This is a genomic window from Deltaproteobacteria bacterium, from assembly GCA_009929795.1.
Taxonomy (GTDB): Bacteria; Desulfobacterota; Desulfovibrionia; order Desulfovibrionales; family Desulfomicrobiaceae; genus RZZR01.
The window spans coordinates 1-19,822 of sequence record RZZR01000044.1 but is presented as its reverse complement, the minus strand read 5'-3'; the positions used below and the strand labels follow the sequence as shown (position 1 = coordinate 19,822).

General features: G+C 60.6%; 18 protein-coding genes. 16 read left to right on the top strand and 2 right to left on the bottom strand.

Annotation, left to right across the window (positions count from 1 at the left end):
• The 13 genes from EOM25_06875 to lon form a co-directional block, all read left to right on the top strand.
• Positions 1-768 (top strand): serine hydroxymethyltransferase (locus EOM25_06875; protein ID NCC24907.1); only part of this gene is annotated, 768 nt, incomplete at its 5' end.
• A 69-nt stretch (positions 769-837) separates the two neighbouring features.
• On the top strand, positions 838-1,281 hold the full coding sequence (locus tag EOM25_06870; protein ID NCC24906.1) for a cytidine deaminase: 444 nt from the start codon (positions 838-840) through the stop codon (positions 1,279-1,281).
• 11 nt (positions 1,282-1,292) lie between these two features.
• On the top strand, positions 1,293-2,402 hold the full coding sequence (ribD, locus tag EOM25_06865; GenBank protein ID NCC24905.1) for a bifunctional diaminohydroxyphosphoribosylaminopyrimidine deaminase/5-amino-6-(5-phosphoribosylamino)uracil reductase RibD: 1,110 nt from the start codon (positions 1,293-1,295) through the stop codon (positions 2,400-2,402).
• The gene (locus EOM25_06860) at positions 2,387-3,037 is read left to right on the top strand and encodes a riboflavin synthase (protein NCC24904.1); all 651 of its coding nucleotides are present in this window, start codon (positions 2,387-2,389) and stop codon (positions 3,035-3,037) included. The genes ribD and EOM25_06860 overlap by 16 nt, the downstream gene beginning before the upstream one ends.
• 30 nt (positions 3,038-3,067) lie before the next feature.
• Complete coding sequence (locus EOM25_06855; protein ID NCC24903.1) at positions 3,068-4,297, top strand: bifunctional 3,4-dihydroxy-2-butanone-4-phosphate synthase/GTP cyclohydrolase II; 1,230 nt, start codon at positions 3,068-3,070, stop codon at positions 4,295-4,297.
• Between the two features lie 19 nt (positions 4,298-4,316).
• On the top strand, positions 4,317-4,790 hold the full coding sequence (locus tag EOM25_06850) for a 6,7-dimethyl-8-ribityllumazine synthase (GenBank protein NCC24902.1): 474 nt from the start codon (positions 4,317-4,319) through the stop codon (positions 4,788-4,790).
• Positions 4,787-5,224 carry a transcription antitermination factor NusB gene (gene nusB / locus EOM25_06845; protein NCC24901.1) on the top strand — a complete coding sequence of 146 codons (438 nt, stop codon included), beginning with the start codon at positions 4,787-4,789 and terminating at the stop codon, positions 5,222-5,224. The genes EOM25_06850 and nusB overlap by 4 nt, the downstream gene beginning before the upstream one ends.
• Before the next feature lies 1 nt (position 5,225).
• Positions 5,226-5,780: a hypothetical protein gene (locus EOM25_06840; protein ID NCC24900.1), complete on the top strand. Its 555-nt coding sequence runs from the start codon at positions 5,226-5,228 to the stop codon at positions 5,778-5,780.
• Entirely contained in the window at positions 5,777-8,272 is a 2,496-nt protein-coding gene (locus tag EOM25_06835) for a leucine--tRNA ligase (protein NCC24899.1), read from the top strand. Before EOM25_06840 ends, EOM25_06835 begins: the two co-directional genes overlap by 4 nt.
• A complete protein-coding gene (locus EOM25_06830) occupies positions 8,256-8,756 on the top strand; it encodes a hypothetical protein (GenBank protein ID NCC24898.1) in 501 nt (166 codons plus the stop codon). The genes EOM25_06835 and EOM25_06830 overlap by 17 nt, the downstream gene beginning before the upstream one ends.
• 57 nt (positions 8,757-8,813) lie before the next feature.
• Positions 8,814-9,800, top strand: a complete 987-nt coding sequence (locus EOM25_06825) for a DNA polymerase III subunit delta (protein NCC24897.1) — start codon at positions 8,814-8,816, stop codon at positions 9,798-9,800.
• 31 nt (positions 9,801-9,831) lie between these two features.
• Positions 9,832-10,512, top strand: coding sequence for a DNA repair protein RadC (gene radC / locus EOM25_06820; protein ID NCC24896.1), 681 nt, complete (start codon positions 9,832-9,834; stop codon positions 10,510-10,512).
• Between the two features lie 41 nt (positions 10,513-10,553).
• Positions 10,554-12,980, top strand: a complete 2,427-nt coding sequence (gene lon, locus EOM25_06815; GenBank protein NCC24895.1) for an endopeptidase La — start codon at positions 10,554-10,556, stop codon at positions 12,978-12,980.
• A 73-nt stretch (positions 12,981-13,053) separates the two neighbouring features.
• Here the strand turns inward: lon and EOM25_06810 are convergent, their stop codons facing one another.
• Together EOM25_06810 and EOM25_06805 are read right to left on the bottom strand one after the other, a co-directional pair.
• Positions 13,054-13,533: a CBS domain-containing protein gene (locus EOM25_06810; protein NCC24894.1), complete on the bottom strand. Its 480-nt coding sequence runs from the start codon at positions 13,531-13,533 to the stop codon at positions 13,054-13,056.
• 72 nt (positions 13,534-13,605) lie between these two features.
• Positions 13,606-14,853: an HD domain-containing protein gene (locus EOM25_06805; GenBank protein ID NCC24893.1), complete on the bottom strand. Its 1,248-nt coding sequence runs from the start codon at positions 14,851-14,853 to the stop codon at positions 13,606-13,608.
• A 228-nt stretch (positions 14,854-15,081) separates the two neighbouring features.
• Here EOM25_06805 and nifA point away from each other — a divergent pair, with 228 nt between their 5' ends.
• The 3 genes from nifA to EOM25_06790 form a co-directional block, all read left to right on the top strand.
• Positions 15,082-16,647, top strand: coding sequence for a nif-specific transcriptional activator NifA (gene nifA / locus EOM25_06800; GenBank protein NCC24892.1), 1,566 nt, complete (start codon positions 15,082-15,084; stop codon positions 16,645-16,647).
• Positions 16,648-17,266: 619 nt separating this feature from the next.
• Entirely contained in the window at positions 17,267-18,682 is a 1,416-nt protein-coding gene (locus tag EOM25_06795; protein ID NCC24891.1) for a hypothetical protein, read from the top strand.
• A 97-nt stretch (positions 18,683-18,779) separates the two neighbouring features.
• The coding region (locus tag EOM25_06790) for a hypothetical protein (GenBank protein NCC24890.1) at positions 18,780-19,822 on the top strand (1,043 nt) is incomplete at its 3' end.

Sequence of the window (19,822 nt, the reverse complement as noted above, 5' to 3'; positions counted from 1 at the left end):
CTGGCCAGGGAGCACAGGCCGGACCTGATCGTGGCCGGCGCCAGTGCCTATCCGCGGATCATAGATTTCGACCGCTTCCGGACCATCGCTGACGAGGTCGGAGCCAAGCTCATGGTGGACATGGCCCACATTGCCGGGCTGGTGGCCACCGGCCTGCATCCGACCCCAGTCGGCAAGGCCCAGTTCGTCACCACCACGACCCACAAGACCCTGCGCGGACCCCGCGGAGGGATGATTCTCGGCGATGAAGAGTTCGGGAAGATTCTCAATTCCCAGATTTTTCCAGGAATCCAGGGAGGGCCGCTGATGCATGTCATCGCTGCCAAGGCAGTGGCCTTGGGTGAAGCCCTCAGCCCGGCATTTACCGAATACCAAAAGCAAGTGGTGGCTAACGCTGCGGCCTTGGCCCGAGCTCTGGTCGACGCCGGGTTCGAGCTGGTCTCGGGGGGGACCGACAACCACCTCCTCCTGGTCGATCTGAGCAACAAGGACATCACGGGCAAGGATGCCCAGCTCGGTCTGGACGAGGCTGGAATCACGGTCAATAAGAATACCGTGCCCTTCGAGACCAAGTCCCCGTTCGTGACCTCGGGCATCCGGCTCGGGACTCCGGCCTTGACCACCAGGGGAATGAAGGAACAAGACATGGAGCGGGTGGCCGTCTGGATTGTGGCCGGATTGGAAAGCCTTGAGAACAAGTCACGCCTGAAGCAGATTCGGGACGAGGTCCGAACCTTTGCCCGACAGTTCCCCTTGTTCGCCTGGTAGCGACGGCAACCGGAGACTCTCCTCCGAACAGGTGCGATACTCGTGAAGGATGACCGTCTGCCGTGGCCCATGTATTTCATGGGTATTGCCTATATGGTGGCCCAGCGTTCGACCTGCCTGCGCCGCAAAGTCGGGGCGGTGGCGGTCAAGGACCGGCGTATCCTGGCCACCGGGTACAACGGGGCCCCGGCCGGTTTGGCCCATTGCCTGGAGATCGGTTGCATGCGGGAAAAGTTGGGGATTCCCTCAGGGCAGCGTCACGAACTCTGCCGGGCCCTGCACGCCGAGCAGAACGTCATCGTCCAGGCCGCCCTGCACGGGGTAGGCATTGCCGGAGCCGAGCTCTACTGCACGACCCAGCCCTGCCTAATCTGCACTAAGATGCTCATCAACTGCCGATTCACGCACATCTTTTTTGCTGAGGGCTATCCGGACGAGCTGGCCTGCGCGATGTTGGACGAGGCCGCGGTCGGCTACGAACTGTTGCCCTTCGGGGCTCCGCCCGGATCATGAAGACCGAGTGGATGCGCCGGGCCCTGGAACTGGCTGAACGAGGCCGGGGGGCGACGGCTCCGAACCCCTGCGTCGGGGCGGTGCTGGTGGAGGACGACCGGGTGGCCGCGGAAGGCTGGCACAGTTTTTTCGGAGGTCCGCATGCCGAGGTCGAGGCCATTGCCGATGCCCGGAAAAACGGGGTGGATCCAAGTCGATGCACCCTGGTGGTCACCTTGGAGCCATGCAACCACCAAGGCAAGACCCCGCCGTGCACCCGGGCCATCCTGGATGCCGGGATTTCCAAGGTGGTCGTCGGGGTGTCCGATCCCAACTCCGTGGCCGGAGGAGGTGCCGATTTTCTTCGGTCCCAGGGGGTGGAGGTCGAGGTCGGGTGCCTTGCCGAGGAATGCGAGGAAACGATCCGGGAGTTCGTGCATCTTCAGCGGACGGACCGGGCTTTTGTCATTCTCAAACTAGCGGCGACCCTGGATGGACGGATCGCTACCCGATCCCGGAGACCCGAGGCGGTCAGCGGGCCCGAATCCCACGAGCGGGTCCAGTCCCTGAGGGCCACGGTCCAGGCGGTCATGGTCGGCGGAACCACGTTCCGGAGCGACAACCCCCGGTTGACGGTCCGCAAAACGGGTTATGGAGGGTCTCAGCCTTGGGCCGTGGTGGTCACCGGGAATTTGCCCGAGAATCCCGACAGGTTTTTTCTGACCCGGGAACGTCCCGGAGCGACGATTTTCTGGACCAGGGAAGATGTGGCCGAGTGCGCCCGGGCCCGGGTTCTGGAGTCTGCCGGGTGCCGGGTCTGGGCGGATTCACCCGGTTGTTCCGGACTGGCCGGGCTCATGACCCGTCTGCGCAGGGATGTCGGGGCCTATCGGGTCCTTTGCGAGGGCGGTGGCGGACTGGCCGGAAGCCTCGCTGATCAGGGATTGGTTGACGAGTTGTGGTACTTCCTGGCCATGAAAATTTTGGGGGATGATGGGGCAGTGGCAGCATTTTCGGGCCGAACGGCCCTGGGTCTCGACCAGGCCGTCGGATTTTGTCGCACCAGGCTGGAGACTCTGGGCGATGACCTCCTGATCCGACTTTCGCCAGTCAACGGGAACCGACCATGTTTACGGGCTTGATTCAAGGGCTTGGCAGGGTTGACCGGATCGACGGCCGAAGCGGGGATTCGCGGCTGACAGTGGTTCCCTTGTTTGACATGGGTCCTTTTGTCCTCGGGGAAAGCATCGCCGTCAACGGAGCATGCCTGACGGTGGAGGCCCTGGAGCGGGACCGATTCACGGCCTACGCCTCGAAGGAAACCCTCGGGCGGACCAATATCGGCCAGCTTCGGGCTGGTGGTTCAGTCAATCTGGAGAAGGCCCTGGCCCTGGGCGATCGCCTGGGTGGGCATTTGGTCACGGGGCATGTGGACTGCATGGCCCGGGTGTCGGAGACGAGGCCCAGCGGCCAGTCGAGAATCTTTCGGCTAACCTTCCCTCCTGAGTATGGCCGGCAGATCATTGCCAAGGGCTCGGTTGCCCTGGACGGGGTCAGCCTGACCGTAAACGACTGCGGCGAGGATTATCTGGAGGTGAACATCATTCCCTCCACCTGGCGGGAGACAACCATCGCCGAGTGGCGCACGGGCCGTTCGGTGAACATGGAAACGGATATCATCGGCAAATACGTCGAGCGTATGGTCCGGCCCTGGACCAAGGATGCGGCCGAGAGCGGCGGGATGACCGTCGATTTTCTCCGGCGGCACGGTTTCTGATACCTGGGCCGAGAACGAATTGAGGACATCATGCCTAAATGCACTGTGGAAGAAGCGCTGGAGGAATTGCGCCAGGGTCGGATGATCATCCTGGTGGACGACGAGGAACGGGAGAACGAGGGCGACCTGACCGTGGCCGCGGAAAAGGTCACCCCGGAGATCATCAACTTCATGGCCACCCACGGGCGGGGGCTCATCTGTCTGGCCATGGCCCCGGAAATGGTCGACGAACTTCAGCTGCCGCTCATGACCCGGTCCAACACATCCCGGTTTGGGACGAACTTCACGGTGTCCATCGAGGCTGTCCAGGGAGTGACCACCGGCATATCGGCCTATGACCGGGCCACGACCATCCTGACGGCCGTTCAGGATGGAGCCAAACCCGAGGATCTGGCCACACCCGGGCACATTTTTCCCCTTCGGGCCCGCAAGGGCGGGGTTCTGGTCCGGGCCGGCCAGACAGAGGGCAGTGTCGATATGGCCCGGCTGGCCGGAATGAAGCCGGCCGGGGTCATCTGCGAGGTCATGCGCGAGGACGGCAACATGGCCCGGATGCCCGATCTAGAGGTGTTCGCCGAAAAACATGGAATCAAGATTGCCACTGTGGAAGACCTCATCCGCTATCGGTCCAAGTTCGACTCCCTGGTCTACAGGGTGGCCGAGGCCCGTTTGCCTACCTGCTTCGGTGAGTTTCGGGCCATCGCTTTCGAGAGCGAGATCGACGACTACACCCATTTGGCCCTGATAAAGGGCGAGATCGAGCCCGATGAGCCTGTTCTTGTTCGCGTGCATAGCCAATGCCTGACCGGGGATGTTCTCGGGTCCCTGCGCTGCGATTGCGGCAACCAGCTCAAGGCGGCCATGCAGATGGTCGAGCAAGAAGGCCGGGGGGTCGTCCTGTATATGCGTCAGGAAGGCCGGGGTATCGGCCTGGGAAACAAGATCCGGGCCTACGCATTGCAGGACAAGGGCCGGGACACGGTCGAGGCCAACCTTGAACTGGGATTCGCCCCTGATCTGCGCGACTACGGCATCGGGGCTCAGATCCTGGTCAATCTCGGGGTGAGCAAAATGCGGCTGATGACCAACAATCCCAAGAAGATCGTCGGGGTCGAGGGATACGGTCTGGAAGTCGTGGAACGGGTTCCGCTGGAGATTGTGTCCTGCGAGGAGAACGAGCCCTATCTGCGGACCAAGAAGGAGAAGCTGGGGCACATGCTGGAGATGCGAAAAATGGCCCAGGCTTCGGGCGCACGCTAACGATCAACGGGAGGCGTCAATGCTGCACATCAAGACCATCGAGGGCAGGCTCGACGCTGGCGGGCTCACGTTCGCCATTGTGGCCAGCCGTTTCAACGATTTCATCGTCGACCGCCTGATCGGTGGGGCCGTGGACTACTTGGTCCGGCACGGATTGGAGCGCGACAACCTGACATTGGTCAGGGTTCCGGGGGCCTTCGAGATGCCTCTGGTGGCCAAGAAGATGGCCCAAAGCGGGAAATTCCACGGAGTGGTCTGTCTGGGGGCTGTTATCCGTGGGGCAACGCCGCATTTCGATTTCGTGGCAGCCGAGGCGGCCAAGGGTTTGGCTCATGTGACCATGGAGACCGGAGTTCCCATCGGGTTCGGGGTGCTAACCACCGACACCTTGGAGCAGGCCATCGAGCGTGCCGGGAGCAAAGCCGGAAACAAGGGCGTCGAAGCCGCGGCAGCAACCCTGGAGACGGTGCGGGTCCTCGAGCAGCTTGCATGATTGATGAGGGCAGACGGCCGGTATCGCGGCATAGGCAGAGGGAGTTCGCACTGCAGGTGCTTTTTTCCGGGCACTTCTCCCAGCTCGGTGCCGAGGAGAAAACCCTTGGGCGGACCTTCGAGCATTTCGCAGCCGAAAACGGCTGGGACCCGGAGGAGCTTCCCCTAGCCTGGCTGCTTGTCCAAGGCGTCGACCGGGAGCGGGAACGTATCGATCAGGCCATCAGCAGACATTCGCAGAACTGGAAGATTAATCGGATCGCCAAGCTTGAGCTGACCATCCTTCGGATTTCCATGTTCGAGATGATGTTTCTGCCGGATATTCCGTCCCGGGTCTCCATCAACGAGGCTGTGGAGCTGGCCAAGGACTTCGGTGACGGCAATTCCGGGGTCTTCGTTAACGGCATCCTGGACGCTGTGGCTCGGTCTCTGTGACATGGTCCGGATCGGTTTTGTCCGTCGGATCGAGTCCCTGCCTCCGGGATGCTCTTGGATCCTGTTTCAAGAGGGACCGGAGACCGGAACCGGGCTTCATCACGGGCTTCGGGCCTGGGAGCGGAATCGTCGTCATTATACGGTACTGGAGGCCAGGATTCCCCCTCTGGTGGGGGCCGAGATTTGGGCTCCGGAATTGGCGGCGGTCCTGAAGGGCCTGGGATGGAACAACTGGGCTCTGGACACGGACTCCCTGAAACGGGCTCAGGCCGGGAGCCATAAGTCGTGCTTGGAGACCTTCGGTCGATCCTTCTGGGCCTGGTATGAGGCCGAGAGCGTCGTCTTCATCCAGGTCGGGGATCTGCGCTCGACTCTCGAACATGTGGTCAGGGACTGGATGAAAACCTTCGGACATGTACACATCGATCCGCAACACGATTTGGAGTCCGAGGAAAACCGTATGCATTTGCTCGAACACGAACGCTCCTCCAAGCCAGGATTCCTGAAGAGGCTATTGCCGGGAAAGGCCATGTTTCGACGGAAGGGGAACTTATGACACGACATTACGATTTCAAGGCCATCGAAACGGGGTGGCAGGAGAAGTGGGCGGCCGGGCAGGCCTTCCGGGTCGATACCGACCCGGAAAAACCCAAGTACTATGTCCTGGAGATGTTTCCGTACCCCTCGGGCCGGATTCATATGGGCCATGTCCGTAACTATTCCATCGGCGACGTGGTGGCCAGATACAAGAGCATGCGCGGCTTCAACGTCTTGCATCCCATGGGCTGGGACGCCTTTGGCCTTCCGGCCGAGAACGCGGCCATCAAGCATGGCACCCACCCGGCCAAATGGACTTATGAGAACATAGCCACCATGCGGCGGCAGCTCAAACGGTTGGGCTATTCCTACGATTGGGGCCGGGAGATCGCCACCTGCCATTCGGGCTATTATCGCTGGGAACAGCGTTTTTTCATCGAACTCCTGAACAAGGGGCTCGTCTACCGAAAAAAATCACCGGTGAACTGGTGCCCTTCATGCCATACGGTCCTGGCCAACGAGCAGGTCGAGGAAGGGCAATGCTGGCGATGCGACTCGGTGGTGGTCCAGAAGGATTTGGAGCAATGGTTCCTGAAGATCACGGCCTATGCCGACGAATTGCTGGACTGGCTGGAACCCCTGGCCAAGGGCTGGCCCGAGAGGGTTTTGACCATGCAGCGGAACTGGATCGGCCGCAGCCAGGGCATGGAGATCAATTTCCCGGTTGAGGACTCTGACCTGGTCATCCGGGTATTCACCACCAGGCAGGATACCTTGTTCGGAGCGACGTTCATGAGCTTGGCCGCCGAGCATCCCATGGTTTCCGAGCTCGTCCGGGGGCGGCCCGAGGCCGAGACCGTGGATCGCTTCGTGGCCAAGGTCACGGCCATGGACGCCATCGATCGCTCAACAGACCGCCTGGAAAAGGAGGGAGTTTTCACCGGCCGATACTGCATCAACCCGGTGACCAAGGCAAAGATGCCCATCTATCTGGCCAACTTCGTGCTTATGGGCTACGGCACTGGAGCGGTCATGGCCGTTCCGGCCCACGACCAGAGGGACTTCGAATTCGCTAGGTCCTATGGCCTTCCCATGCGGGTGGTCATCCAGCCCGAGGGTCCGGACCTCGATCCTGGCGGCATGGCCGAGGCATATGCCGGTCCCGGCGTGCTGGTGAACTCCGAAGCGTTCGACGGACTGGACAACGAAACGGCCAAAGAGCAGATCGCCCAGTTTCTGGAAGCCGCCGAGCAAGGGAAGAGAACGGTCAACTACCGCCTTCGTGATTGGAACATATCCCGACAGCGCTATTGGGGTGCCCCCATTCCGGTGGTGTATTGCCCGAGTTGCGGCATCGTGCCGGTGCCCATGGACGAACTGCCGGTGGAGCTACCCCTGGACGTCAGGACCCGGGAGGACGGCCGATCCCCTCTTCCGGAGACAGAGGTCTTCACGGCCTGCCGCTGCCCCAGATGCGGTGAGGTGGCTCGGAGGGAAACAGACACCATGGATACCTTCATGGAGTCTTCCTGGTACTTCGCCCGGTACACCACTCCAAGGGACGAGACCCGGCCGTTCGACCCCGAGGCACTCAGGTACTGGATGCCGGTGGACCAGTACATCGGCGGCATCGAGCACGCCATCCTGCACCTCATGTACTCACGATTCTTCGTCAAGGCTCTGCGGGATCTCGGGTACATGGACCTGGACGAACCCTTCGAGCATCTCCTGACCCAGGGAATGGTCCTCAAGGACGGGTCCAAGATGTCCAAGTCCAAGGGCAACGTCGTCGACCCCGACGCCATGATCGAAACCTACGGCGCGGACACGACCCGGCTTTTCTGCCTGTTTGCGGCTCCGCCGGAAAAGGATCTGGAGTGGAACGACAAGGGGGTCGAGGGATGCAGCCGGTTCCTGAACAGAGTGTGGCGTCTGGTGGACGAGCTGGAGGATGTCCTTGAAGCACAGGGCCCGGTTAGGCCTTTTGACCGGGACACCATGTCCACCTCGGAGCGGGAGCTTCTGTTCAAGGAGCATGAGACGGTCCGCAAAGTGACTTCGGATATTGAGCACAGTTTCCAGTTCAACACGGCCATTTCAGCGGTCATGGAGTTGGTCAATACTCTCTACCGGTTGAAGGATGAACTCAAAGACAGCGACCAAGGCCGGAAACTCATATCTTCGGCCGTGACCACGACGCTGGTCCTCATGGCCCCCATCACCCCTCACGTCTGCGAGGAACTCTGGACCCGGATGGGATACGAGGGATTCGTCAGCCACCAGCTGTGGCCCGAACATGATCCGGCGGCCTTGATCCAGGACGAGGATTTGGTCGTGGTCCAGGTCAACGGGCGTTTGAGGGGCAAGGTTTCCCTGCCGTCCTGCGTGAGCAAGGAGGAGGCCGAACGGGCGGCTTTGGCCGAGGACAACGTCCGCAGGCATATCGAGGGTAAGACCGTCCGGAAGGTGGTGGTCATCCCGGGAAAATTGGTCAATGTGGTCGTTTCCTAAGCGTTTCATTCCGGCGATCCTGATCCTGGCAGTTCTGGCCGGGTGCGGCTATCATTTCAGCTCCACCAGCCCCATTGTCCTGCCCGGAAACCATCGGCTTCTCTATCTGGATCGGGTCACCGACCCGACCACCGAGGCCTGGCTGGAACCGGCCCTTCGTTCCGAGATCCGGGACGAGTTCACCCGGAGAGGTGAGGTCCGATGGGTGCCCCGGGAAGAGGCCGAAACATTGATGCGAGTGACCATAAGGGGCTATTCGGCCGGATCCAGTTTCAAGGGGCGCGACGACAAGACCGTGCGGAGATCCGTGACCCTGATTCTGACCGCCGAAATGGTCGACGCGGTTAGCGGACACGTGATCTGGACCTCGGGGGAGGTCGTCGTCCAGGAGTCCTTTACCGGGGACGACGAACGCGAGGCTGGGCACAAGGCCGTGGACCTGGCGGCCGAGCGTCTGGCCGACGGCCTACAGCAGACCTTCTAGCCCACGGGGACCGGCGCCGATCCGCCCGCTGGTTCCAACCGTTTCCGGAGGAGCCTCGTGACCACGATCAGACCGGGTTTCATGTTCTGCGTCTGTCCGGACCCCGAGATGATCCGGGACGAGGTCCGGGCTGCCTTGGAACGCTGTGGAACGGCCCCTGACGGGTCAGCGTGGAGAATCCAGGTCCATTGGGGCGACGAGCCCTTGCCCCAGAGCTTTTGGACGGCCCTCTCGGTTCCGGATCTCATGGGCGGCGGACGGGCCGTGGTTTTAAGGCGGGCCCACGAACTCGACGACGGGTTCTGGCCCAGGTTGACCCCGGTCCTGGCCTCTAAAAAGCCATCCATCTTCCCCCTCTTCTGTCTTGAGGGCCCCTGGAAGGCCAAGGGTCCGAATCTGTCCAAGGCATTGACCTCAACTCCGTACTGGACCGTGGCCGAAACCAGGAAATGGGTTTGGCGTTCTCCAGGACTGACAGTCCAGGCCGTTCGGGCCCGGATCAGAGAGTGGGCCGGTTCTCTGGGCCTTTCTCCAGGTCCTGGGGTTTTGGATGCCCTGGCCGGATCGCTACCCGTGGACCAGTCCGGTCTGAAGCGGGAGCTGGAAAAGCTGGAGCTCCTGCTCGGGTCCCGACGTGACCTGGGCATGGAGGATCTGGACGGCATAGGATTCAAGGCCGATATTGACATCTTCGCCTTTCTGCGCACCCTCCGAAATCCGAGGGAACGTTCCGCAGCCTGGGCTCATGTTCTGGCTCGGGCCGATGACGACGGGTACGCGCTTCAGTTCAGCGGACTTCTGGTCTGGGAGGCCAGGACCATGTGGCAGCTTCTGTCCGGGGACGGGGACGCCGTTCGCCTGCCGCCCTTCGTACGGAAGGAAAAGGAGGCTGCGGCCAGACAGATCGGCCTGACCGGTTTGGCCAAGATTTGGCCTCTGGCCCTGGCTGCGGAGCGGGGGATCAAGACAGGGGCCATGGTCCCGGATCAGGCCTTGGAATTTTTGGCGCAGGGGATCATGGGTCTGTTCAATGCCCGGTCCTGACCTCTCGGGCCAGGACGCAGCAGGATTTTCCATGGACACGACGAATCACGCCGCAGGGCATAGGCAACGCCTCAGGGATCGCTTCAGAAAGGCTCCGGACCTTTTGGCCGATTATGAGGTCCTCGAACTTCTCTTGGGCTATGCCATTCCTCGCCGGGACACCAAGCCTCTGGCCAAGAACATGCTCGAGCACTTCGGATCCGTGGCTGGAATTATGTCCGCCAGACCGGCCGATCTGGAGCGGATGGACGGAGTCGGCTCTGGCGTGGCCACCTTTTTGAGTCTGTTGCAGGAGTGCCGGTGCCGGGAGCTCCGGGGATTTGTTCGTGACCGCGAGGTCTTCTCCTGCCCTGACGAGGTGGCCCGCTTTGCGGCGGCCAGGCTTGCCCATTCGGCCGTGGAAGAGTTCTGGACGATCCTTGTGGACAACAGAAACCGGTTCATGGATTTTGTACGCATCAGCCGAGGCACCGTGGATCAGGCCCCGGTCTATCCCAGGGAAATTTTGGCCCTGGTTTTGGAACGCCAGGCCGGGGGCGTCATTCTGGTTCACAACCATCCCGGAGGAAATCTCCAGCCGTCCAAGCAGGACGACGATTTGACGGCAAAAATACAAGATGCGGCTTCAAAGCTGGACATCCGGATTTTGGATCATATCATTGTGTCCGATTCCGGCTATTATTCGTATCGGGAACAGGGACGAATGCCCTAGGTTCGACCCGGTCCTTTCACATACATCAACGGAGACCGACTATGAGCGACGAGAATATCCTGACCCCGACACCACAGGAGGAAGACAACCGAGGCCCGGAACCCGTGGTCGAGGACCAGGGTGGAGGGCGTCCGGAACTGGACCTCCCGAATCGAATCCCAGTCCTTCCGGTGAGGGACATCGTGGTTTTCAACTATATGATTCTGCCCTTGTTTGTGGGGCGGGACAAGAGCGTCTTGGCCGTGGACGCGGCCTTGAACCGAAACCGCTATATCCTCATTTGCACTCAAAAAGACGAACAGGTGGACGAGCCCGGACCCGACGACCTCTATCGGGTGGGTACGGTGGCCATGATCATGCGGATGCTCAAGATGCCCGACGGCCGGCTGAAGGTCCTGGTCCAGGGGCTGACCCGGGCCCGGGTCAAGGACTTCGTCCAGGACGAGCCCTTTGACGAGGCCGAGATTGAAGTCATTGAGGAGCGCGAGACCGGCGGCGAGGCCGGTCCGGAGCAGGAGGCTCTCTTGCGGGCGGTCAGGGAGCAGAGCGAGAAGATTCTCAGCCTGCGAGGGATAGACACGACCGAAATCATGTCCGTGTTGAACGGTGTCCAGGAGCACGGGCGTCTGGCCGATCTGGTGGCCTCAAATTTGCGGATGAAGCCTCAGGACGCCCAGCGGATTCTGGAGTGCGAGGATCCGCTGGAGCGTTTGTCTCTGGTCAACGAGCAGCTGGCCAAGGAAGTCGAAGTGGCCTCCATGCAGGCCAAGATCCAGAGCATGGCCCGTGAAGGCATGGACAAGGCCCAGAGGGAATTTTTTCTCCGAGAACAGATGAAGGCCATCCGGAAGGAACTTGGCGACCAGGACGAGGGCGGGGAGGAGTTCGAGGGGCTGCACAAGGCTCTGAAGAAGGCCGGACTGCCCAAAAAGGTCATGGAAGAGGCCACGAAGCAGCTCAAACGACTGGAGAGCATGCATCCCGAGTCCTCCGAGGCCACGGTCATCCGGACCTACATTGAGTGGCTGACGGACCTGCCATGGAAGAAAATGTCCAAGGACCGCCTGGACATCAAGGCAGCCGAAAAGATCCTCAACGAGGACCACTACGATCTGGAAAAGGTCAAGGAACGGATTCTCGAATATCTGAGTGTACGCAAGCTTAATCCGGAGATGAAGGGCCCCATTCTCTGCTTCGTCGGACCTCCCGGTGTGGGCAAGACTTCCTTGGGGCGATCCATCGCCCGGTCACTGAACCGCAAATTTGTGCGGATGTCTTTGGGCGGGATGCGTGACGAGGCCGAGATCCGAGGCCATCGCCGGACCTACATCGGATCCATGCCCGGCCGGATCATCCAGAGCATCAAGGATGCCGGAACCAGAAACCCGGTCTTCATGCTGGACGAAATCGACAAGGTGGGCAGCGATTTCCGGGGGGACCCGTCCTCGGCCCTGCTGGAGGTCCTGGACCCCGAGCAGAACAATACCTTCACCGACCACTATCTGAACGTGCCTTTCGATCTGTCCAAGGTCATGTTCATCTGCACGGCCAACATGCTGGACACCATCCCCCAGGCCCTGCGGGACCGGATGGAGATCATCCGAATCACCGGATACACGGAGCAGGAAAAGGTCAAGATCGCCAGGCGTTATATCCTGCCCCGGCAGGTCAAGGAAAACGGTCTGACCGAGCCCGACGTCCAGATCAGCGATGCGGTCATCTCCAAGATCATTCAGGACTACACCCGGGAAGCGGGCCTGCGAAACCTGGAACGGGAGATCGGCAGCGTCTGTCGAAAGCTGGCCCGACGTGTGGCCGAGGGAGAAAATGGGCCATTTCGGATCACTCCCCAGATGGTTCGGAAGCTCCTAGGCCTGCCCAAGCACATGGGGGAGGAGCGAGACAACGAATTGCCTCCGGGGGTGGCTCTGGGACTTGCCTGGACTCCGTTCGGGGGCGAGACCCTCTACGTGGAAGTGACGACCATGCCCGGCAAGGGAAAGCTCATCCTGACCGGACAATTGGGCGAGGTCATGAAGGAGAGCGCCCAGGCGGCCCTGAGCTACGCTCGGGCCAGGGCTCAGAAGCTCGGCCTGGAGAGCGATTTTACCGAAAAGCTGGACATCCACGTCCACGTGCCGGCCGGGGCCACGCCCAAGGACGGCCCATCGGCCGGGGTGACCATGGTCACGGCTTTGCTCTCGGCCTTGACCAACACTCCGGTCTGCAACGACGTGGCCATGACCGGAGAGATCACCCTGCGGGGACGGGTCCTGCCTGTAGGCGGGATCAAGGAGAAAATTCTGGCCGCAGTCTCGGCCGGAGTTCGCCGGGTGCTCATCCCGGCCAAGAACGAGAATGACTTCAAGGAAATTCCGGGCGACCTGCGCCGAAAGATCGAGGTTCGGACTATCGAGAATATCGACGAGATTTGGCCCCTGGTCTGCGATGGGGGCCGGAAGGATTGACGTACGGAGGCCTGGAGTCTCAATGAAGACGGGGGGAACCGGCGTATCCGGTTCCCCCGTCTTGTTTTCGGGCTCAGGACTGGTCTAAGGCAAGGCCAATTTCCCGGTAGAGATCGGCAAGAACGACAATGCCGATGATTTTTCCTCCCTCCTCGACTACTGCACGACCACGACGATAGCCGAGGAAAATTTCCAGAATTCTAGCCAAGGGGTCGTTGGGTTTGACCACCGGGACGTCACGTTGAAGGTATTCGCCAAGGTCCACCTGGGCGCAGGTCCGGCAGGCCCGATGAAAGGCCTGGTCCCAGTTGACCTCCTTTTCCAGGAGTCCGAGCCCCGAGAGGAGACAGGGGCCGATGGACTGGATGATGTTCCACATGGACACGACGCCCTTGAAGGCCCCGGACCGGTCGAAGACGACGACGAAGTTCAAATCAGACGAATTTTTCCGGCCGCCCTCGAGGGCCTGGATGACCTGGGAGATGGACGCGTCATCCCTGACTGAGGGGTATTCTTCGCGCATGATGTCCCAGGCTCTTTTGCGCAGGAGCATGGATAACCTCCTTGAAGGGTTTTTGAGCACAGTACCGTTCTCTAAGAGTCTTGGGCCCGGGGGCCCGGAAAATCAGTCGAAATCGGCCAGCAGGGCTCCGATGTGCAGACCGTTGCCCAGTTCGGTATGCTGGTAGAGGCTTCGGATCTTCCACTGGGCCTGCTGAAGATCGTCGTTGGAGATGCCGTTTCTGGAGGCGTTGTAGGCCTCGAGAAAGGCGGCCAGATTGTCGCAGACCTTGAGAAGGCGCCCGTCCTTGGGGTCGAAGCGGTCCTGGTTATAGTCCTGGTCGAGCTGGGCCGGGTTGACCTCTCCACCCTTTCCGTCCACGCAGATGGTGTCGGAGAATTCCGAGCCGCAGGCCACACCCAGATAGTATTCCAACCGTTCGACCAGAAGCTCGTACCCGCCTTCGGTCAAAAGCGTGAAAATGCGGCGCTTGAGTTCCCGGTTCTCGTACTCTTTGATCAGATCGCCGATGCGCTGGACCGAACGCTTGACCGGGGAGATGATGTCTCTGGTGAGCAGTTCCGGGACGTCGTGGAAGAGTCCGGCAAAGAAGTTGTTCTGGAGCCTGGCCCGGCAGCCTTTGATGGTCATGGTGAAGAAGTAGGCGAAGCAGGCCACGATGAACATGTGTCCAAGGACCGAGGTCTCGGGGATGCGGGGCGTCTGGGACCAGCGCTGTTGGAACCGGAGCTGGCCGCAGAGGTGGGCGAACCGGCCCAAGGGCGAGTCCGGGGCCCGCATGAGTTCGTCCATGCCGGACAGGTCCAGGTGACGGGACAGGCCCTCCCGGAAATTGTTCTCGATGTCCTCCATCTCCTCGTCCTGATTGTTTAGGTCCCGGATGAGGTGGAATTCCCAGCGGCTGGCGAACATATGGGCCGCGGCCAGGATCCTTCGGCCCAGGGTCGTGCCCTCGTCGGGGTTTTGGACGTACTCCGTCATGCGGGACCAGAAACCCTGGCCAAGGGGCTGAAGCCGAGGCTGGAGCTGTTCGAGGACCCAGTCCGTCAATTGGGCGTAATGGGCCGGGTTGGCCCGGATCTGGTAGAAGATGGGCGGCTTGATGTCGGTGATGACCAGACGGTAGAGGTACTCGAAGATGCCACCCTCGACGATTTCCCGGCCCAGGTTGAGCTTTTGGTCGTCGGTCATGCCCCGGGAGTTGAGCTGGAAAAGGACCCAGGCCACGATCATCTTGTGGGCCTGCTTGTCCACTTCCACAAGAGGGATGGGTCGGAGCTTGTCGTTCCAGCGACGCATGGACGAGCCGGAAAAGATGAGTTGAAGGAGGCTCTTTCGTATGCCTGGCATGTGGATCTCCGGTTGGGGACGAACTTTATCCAAGGTTCTTACGCCCCGGACAAGCAGAACTCAAGGATGGGATCAAAGTCCGACGACGGCGGGTCCATGAACGTTTTTGTTCATCACTTTTCACTTTTTTTTTCATTTTGTCATTTTCGGTTCAGAAAACTATCGTTTTCAGGAAAAAAATACCGAATTTTATCAAAAATCAGGTATCGTTCTTGCTTCTTCCAGGAGATGCCAACCTCCGTCCACCGCCTCAAGCTGACCGCCCTGGTGGCCGTATGCCAGGTCATCGACCGGGCCCTTGACCTGGAGGAGAGCCTGTCAGACGTCCTGCGCATCCTGTCCGGGCAGCTGGCCATGCAGCGGGCGGCCGTGACCCTTTACGACCCAGCCACCGGCCTCTTGAATATCTGTGCCTCCCATGGTCTGAGTCCGGAGGAGAAGCGCCGAGGGGTCTATCGGTTGGGCGAGGGCGTCACCGGACGGATCTTCGAGACCGGCAAACCCTACTATGTTCCGGACGTCAGCCGGGAGCCCCTGTTCTTGGACCGAACCGGGGCCCGACGGGTCCGCAAGGACCGGATTTCCTTTCTCGGGGTGCCCATTCTGGTCAATGGTGAGCCCATTGGAGTCCTGCACGTGGATCGGCTGTTTTTGGACGATGTGGACGTGGCCGAGGACATGGAGTTTCTCTCGGTTGTGGCCACTCTTGTGGCCCAATTCATCAGTCTGAATGAAAAGGTCCGGCGCCGGGAGGAACATCTGCGGGCCGAAAACGTCCAGCTTCGAAGTCAGCTGGTCCGGGGGGGGAAGGGGCCATTTCTGGTGGGCAGGTCACAGTCTATGCAGGAAGTCCAGCGACAGATGGAGCGGGTGGCTTCGACCAAGGCCACGGTCCTTCTTCTGGGCGAGTCCGGGGTCGGCAAGACCCTCATCGCCAGGACCATCCATGAAATATCGGACCGCAAGACCAGGCCCTTCGTCAAGGTCAACTGCGCCTCCATCCCCGAGAACCTCCTGGAGAGCGAACTGTTCGGCTACGAACGGGGAGCATTCACCGGGGCCTCGGGAACGAGGGCCGGACGTTTTGAGGACGCCGACGGGGGGACCATCTTCTTGGACGAGATCGGGGACCTGCCTTTGTCCGTCCAGGCCAAGTTCCTCAGGGTGCTCCAGGAACGAGAATTCGAGCGGCTGGGCTCCAATCGGACCAGAACCGTCGATGTCCGGGTCATAGCCGCCACCAACCGCGATCTTCATAACCTATCGGGTCGTAGCGAGTTCCGGGCCGACCTCTACTATCGTCTGAGCGTTTTTCCCATCACAGTCCCGCCATTGCGCGAGCGCCGGGAGGACGTTCCCGGTTTGCTCAACTACTTTCTGAACAAGGCGGCCCAGGACTATGCTCGAACCCTGAGCCTGACCCCGGAGGCGCTTCAATCCCTGGTGAACCATCATTGGCCCGGCAATGTTCGGGAAATGGAAAACCTCGTCGAGCGTTTGGCAATCATGGCCGAGCAGGAACGAATCGATGGAGGAGCCATCGACGCCCTGCTCAAGAGGAGCCGGGATGTCGAGGCCGGTTCAGTCGTCCCGGAGACCCGATCCCGGGCGGGCACGACCCTGGCCGAGGTCGAACGGGCCGAAGTCCTGGCCGCCTTGGATCGAGCGGGATGGATCCAGAGCCGGGCGGCGACCTTGCTTGGCATTACACCTCGTCAGATGGGCTACCGGGTTCGAAAGTTCGGCCTGGCAAGGCCCTTGTCACCAGGAAAGACGGCCTCGAAGGGGGCATGAAGCCTTGCCAAGGTGCGTTGCCCTGTCTTGCGGAAGACTTTCTCCCATTTTCCAAAGAATCCCATTGACCGTCGGCAGGGATTACAATAATCGTTGTCAATTCTGGTATCCCTTCAAGCTGGAGGCGGAAATGAAAAAGGTCCTTCTTTTGGTTCTGTTGAGCGTTCTGGGAGTGTTCGGCTGCAACGAAAGCGGAAGTTCATCAAGGAACCACATGCGTTTTCTCCATGAACGCCAGTTGGCCGCCGACACTGATCTGGCCGCCAGCGAGGACCATGTCGTGGCTGTTTTTCTGGAGCACCCGGAACATACCGGCCCGCTGGAAGGCGATACCGGCGGTGTTGGCCAAGATCTCATCCCCTATCGATTCGCCCGGTCCGTGGATCGGGAGTTCAGCCTTGTTCTTCCCGACGGCCAGGAGATTTCCGTTTCCCTGGTCGCTCCAAGTGGAGAACGGTTGTTTTCTCTCAGCAAGACTGCTCCCAGGGCGACGGTCGACCTCGAGGCCGGCGTACATGTCTTTGATATCGAGCATGGAGCGATCAGGGAAACGAATCGAGCCCTGTTCATCCGTCCGGGACAAACGACCGTTATCGGCTATGACTGCCCGAATCAGAACATGGCCGGAACCGATTTCCGGTTCCACAACCTGTCCGGGGCCGATCTGAGCTGCTCTGACCTGTCCGGGGCCGATCTGTCCTACTCCGACTTGTCCAACACCAATCTTCAAGGGGCCAACATCAGGGATACTGATTTCAGTCATACCGACGTCACCGGCACGAACGCCTCCTGCGGCCAGCCCTCGACCTGTGCCTGCAGCCAGCAGCCGGAAACGGCCAATTGTTTTTTTATCGCCCCGGCCCATCAATGTCCCTATTTTGCGCCGGACCAGAACCAGACATTCTATGACGACACACTGATAACTTTTTACTCCTGCGAAGAGAACGGCACCAATGTCTGCCCCAAGGGAACTACGGTCAATGGCACCGTACCCCAATGTCTGGTTCTGCCCAACGGATCGATCTGGAAGGTCGTTGTCGAAAACGCCTTTTTCAAGGTGCCTTTCCCCGCAGTCGTCCAGGTCACAGACGAGGGATGGGACTATGCCGCACCCTGTGATGGCCCCGACGCCGACACTCTCGACATCTGCCTGGCCCGAAAGGTCATGCCCGCTTCGCCCACGAACCGGCGTTTCGGTCCGGGGTGCGTGCCCAACGACACCTCCATCAGCAGCTACCCACGAGCCTATCTCTTGGACCAGAAAAACGGCAACCTTCTCTTTCGAGGTTCTGAGCCATGCGTGACGGACAGCCAGGGAAATTATCACTTCGACTACGACAATCTCATGGCCACCCTCATGAATCTGTACAAGACCCAACTCAGCGATAAATCTACGTTTCCGAGCACATTTCGCTTCGTGGACATCAGTCTGATCAACGACACCGGCGAAGGACCAATGCTCATGGCCGAGTACAGATTTTTCGGGGGCAATGGAACGGTCCCGCCGTCCAACGCCACCGTTCCGGCTGATAGTTTCCTTCCCTTGCCCTCGCCCAAGAACACCAATTCCACGGTCACCGGCCAATTCCGCTGGTGGTATATGCGGCCGTTCGCTGCCGGCGCCGAACAAAGCGATCTCGGAGGCTTGGTCGACTGGATTTCAACCTTGATGACCGAAGAAACCGGGAACAACCCCTATGTCATCTACTTCCATTGTTCGGCCGGAGCCGATCGCACCGGCGAGGTAGCCACCTCGTATCTCCTCAAGCACCGGGGCATGTCCCCGGAACAGGCCTTTGTCTACGGGACAACGACCTTTGACGGGCAGGGTGGCGGCTCTCTTGCCCGGACTCGCCAGATACCCATTCCAGACTACCTGGCCGGAGCGATCTGGTACTGCCAGCAGCTCTGCCCGACCGGTAATTGTGACTACAATTCCATGGACCAGAGCACGGTTCCCGGGCCAACGGCCTATCCCTGTCCCTATCCATGGTCTTCGGGAAAATGCGATTGGGGAACGAGCTGCGACCGATGAGGTTTTCGGCCTTGAAAAAATCCGGATTGCATGAATGATTCAAAAACCCCGGCCCTGACACCCTGAAGCCAAACGCGAACCCGTTTGAGGAGATCCCGTGGACTCGAAGTATCCAAAAATAATGGCCCAATGGAGCCTCCGGGCGATACTCGTCAGTCTCGCCCTGGCCAGCATTCTGCTGTCGTCAGGCTGCAACGAACAATCCAGTTCATCCTCGTTCGGTCTCGAGGAAGAGGCCTGTCCCCTGCCCAAGTACGACCGCTACGGGGACTATCTCTCGGCCCAGATGGTCACCAACCGCTCCTTCGGCTACGGCATGTTCGTCTGCGAGTTCCAGGCCGCGGACGCCCCGGTCTGCTCCACCTTCTGGCTCTACGCCAACGAGCCAGCGACCAAGAACCTGCCCGACGTGGCCCAGAACTGGCGCTGGAACGAGATCGACTTCGAGTTCGTGCCCTACACCCAGGCCACCCAGTCCCAGTACTACACCTTCAATGGCGGTTTGCCCAACCCCACGGTCAAGGCCTATGGGACGACCCTGAATTTCGGCGACCCCCGGGCCCAAAGCCTGGCCAATGCGGCCGTGACCTGGACCCCGGGCAAGTTCCAGACCGACGAGACCATCGCCAAGGACATGTGGGCTTACTACAACGCCTTCATGGCCGGCGGGAACAACGGCGGGCCGAGCGGCGGGACCTTCACCCTCCAGGACGGGCAAAGCGGGGACACGACCAATGCCTTATCCTGGAGCATCTCGGCCGGGGACATGCAGAACGCCCTGGACGGTCTGAACAAGGGAACTGGCCTGTTCGGACTGAAAGGCAAGTACAACGTGTCCATTCCGGCGGCTGGCGGACCCGGCGACATCCAGGCCGACAGCTTGAACGTCATCCGCAACATGGACGCCGGCCTGGTGCCCCAGCTCGCTCCCGGCCAGATCGTCACCTGCGTCACCAACGCCACGATCATCCCCTCGGGCACGACCATCACCGGCGTGGACACCTCGGCCAAGACGGTCACCCTGAGTCAGAAGGCCACCGCGGCCATATCTCGGGCCACGTTCAACTTCCAGGCCAGCGGCGTCTGGGCCGTCAATTTCACCCCGGCCATCGAATCGGCCTCGGCCCTGCTCATCATTGA

Excerpts from the sequence above, each read along its gene's own strand:
- EOM25_06835 (NCC24899.1), top strand. The coding sequence starts at position 5,777 with ATGACACGACATTACGATTTCAAGGCCATCGAAACGGGGTGGCAGGAG.
- EOM25_06810 (NCC24894.1), bottom strand. The coding sequence starts at position 13,533 with ATGCTCCTGCGCAAAAGAGCCTGGGACATCATGCGCGAAGAATACCCC.
- EOM25_06840 (NCC24900.1), top strand. The coding sequence starts at position 5,226 with ATGGTCCGGATCGGTTTTGTCCGTCGGATCGAGTCCCTGCCTCCGGGA.
- EOM25_06855 (NCC24903.1), top strand. The coding sequence starts at position 3,068 with ATGCCTAAATGCACTGTGGAAGAAGCGCTGGAGGAATTGCGCCAGGGT.
- nusB (NCC24901.1), top strand. The coding sequence starts at position 4,787 with ATGATTGATGAGGGCAGACGGCCGGTATCGCGGCATAGGCAGAGGGAG.
- EOM25_06850 (NCC24902.1), top strand. The coding sequence starts at position 4,317 with ATGCTGCACATCAAGACCATCGAGGGCAGGCTCGACGCTGGCGGGCTC.
- EOM25_06870 (NCC24906.1), top strand. The coding sequence starts at position 838 with ATGTATTTCATGGGTATTGCCTATATGGTGGCCCAGCGTTCGACCTGC.
- EOM25_06860 (NCC24904.1), top strand. The coding sequence starts at position 2,387 with ATGTTTACGGGCTTGATTCAAGGGCTTGGCAGGGTTGACCGGATCGAC.
- nifA (NCC24892.1), top strand. The coding sequence starts at position 15,082 with ATGCCAACCTCCGTCCACCGCCTCAAGCTGACCGCCCTGGTGGCCGTA.
- EOM25_06805 (NCC24893.1), bottom strand. The coding sequence starts at position 14,853 with ATGCCAGGCATACGAAAGAGCCTCCTTCAACTCATCTTTTCCGGCTCG.
- EOM25_06795 (NCC24891.1), top strand. The coding sequence starts at position 17,267 with ATGGCCGGAACCGATTTCCGGTTCCACAACCTGTCCGGGGCCGATCTG.
- ribD (NCC24905.1), top strand. The coding sequence starts at position 1,293 with ATGCGCCGGGCCCTGGAACTGGCTGAACGAGGCCGGGGGGCGACGGCT.
- lon (NCC24895.1), top strand. The coding sequence starts at position 10,554 with ATGAGCGACGAGAATATCCTGACCCCGACACCACAGGAGGAAGACAAC.
- EOM25_06830 (NCC24898.1), top strand. The coding sequence starts at position 8,256 with ATGTGGTCGTTTCCTAAGCGTTTCATTCCGGCGATCCTGATCCTGGCA.
- radC (NCC24896.1), top strand. The coding sequence starts at position 9,832 with ATGGACACGACGAATCACGCCGCAGGGCATAGGCAACGCCTCAGGGAT.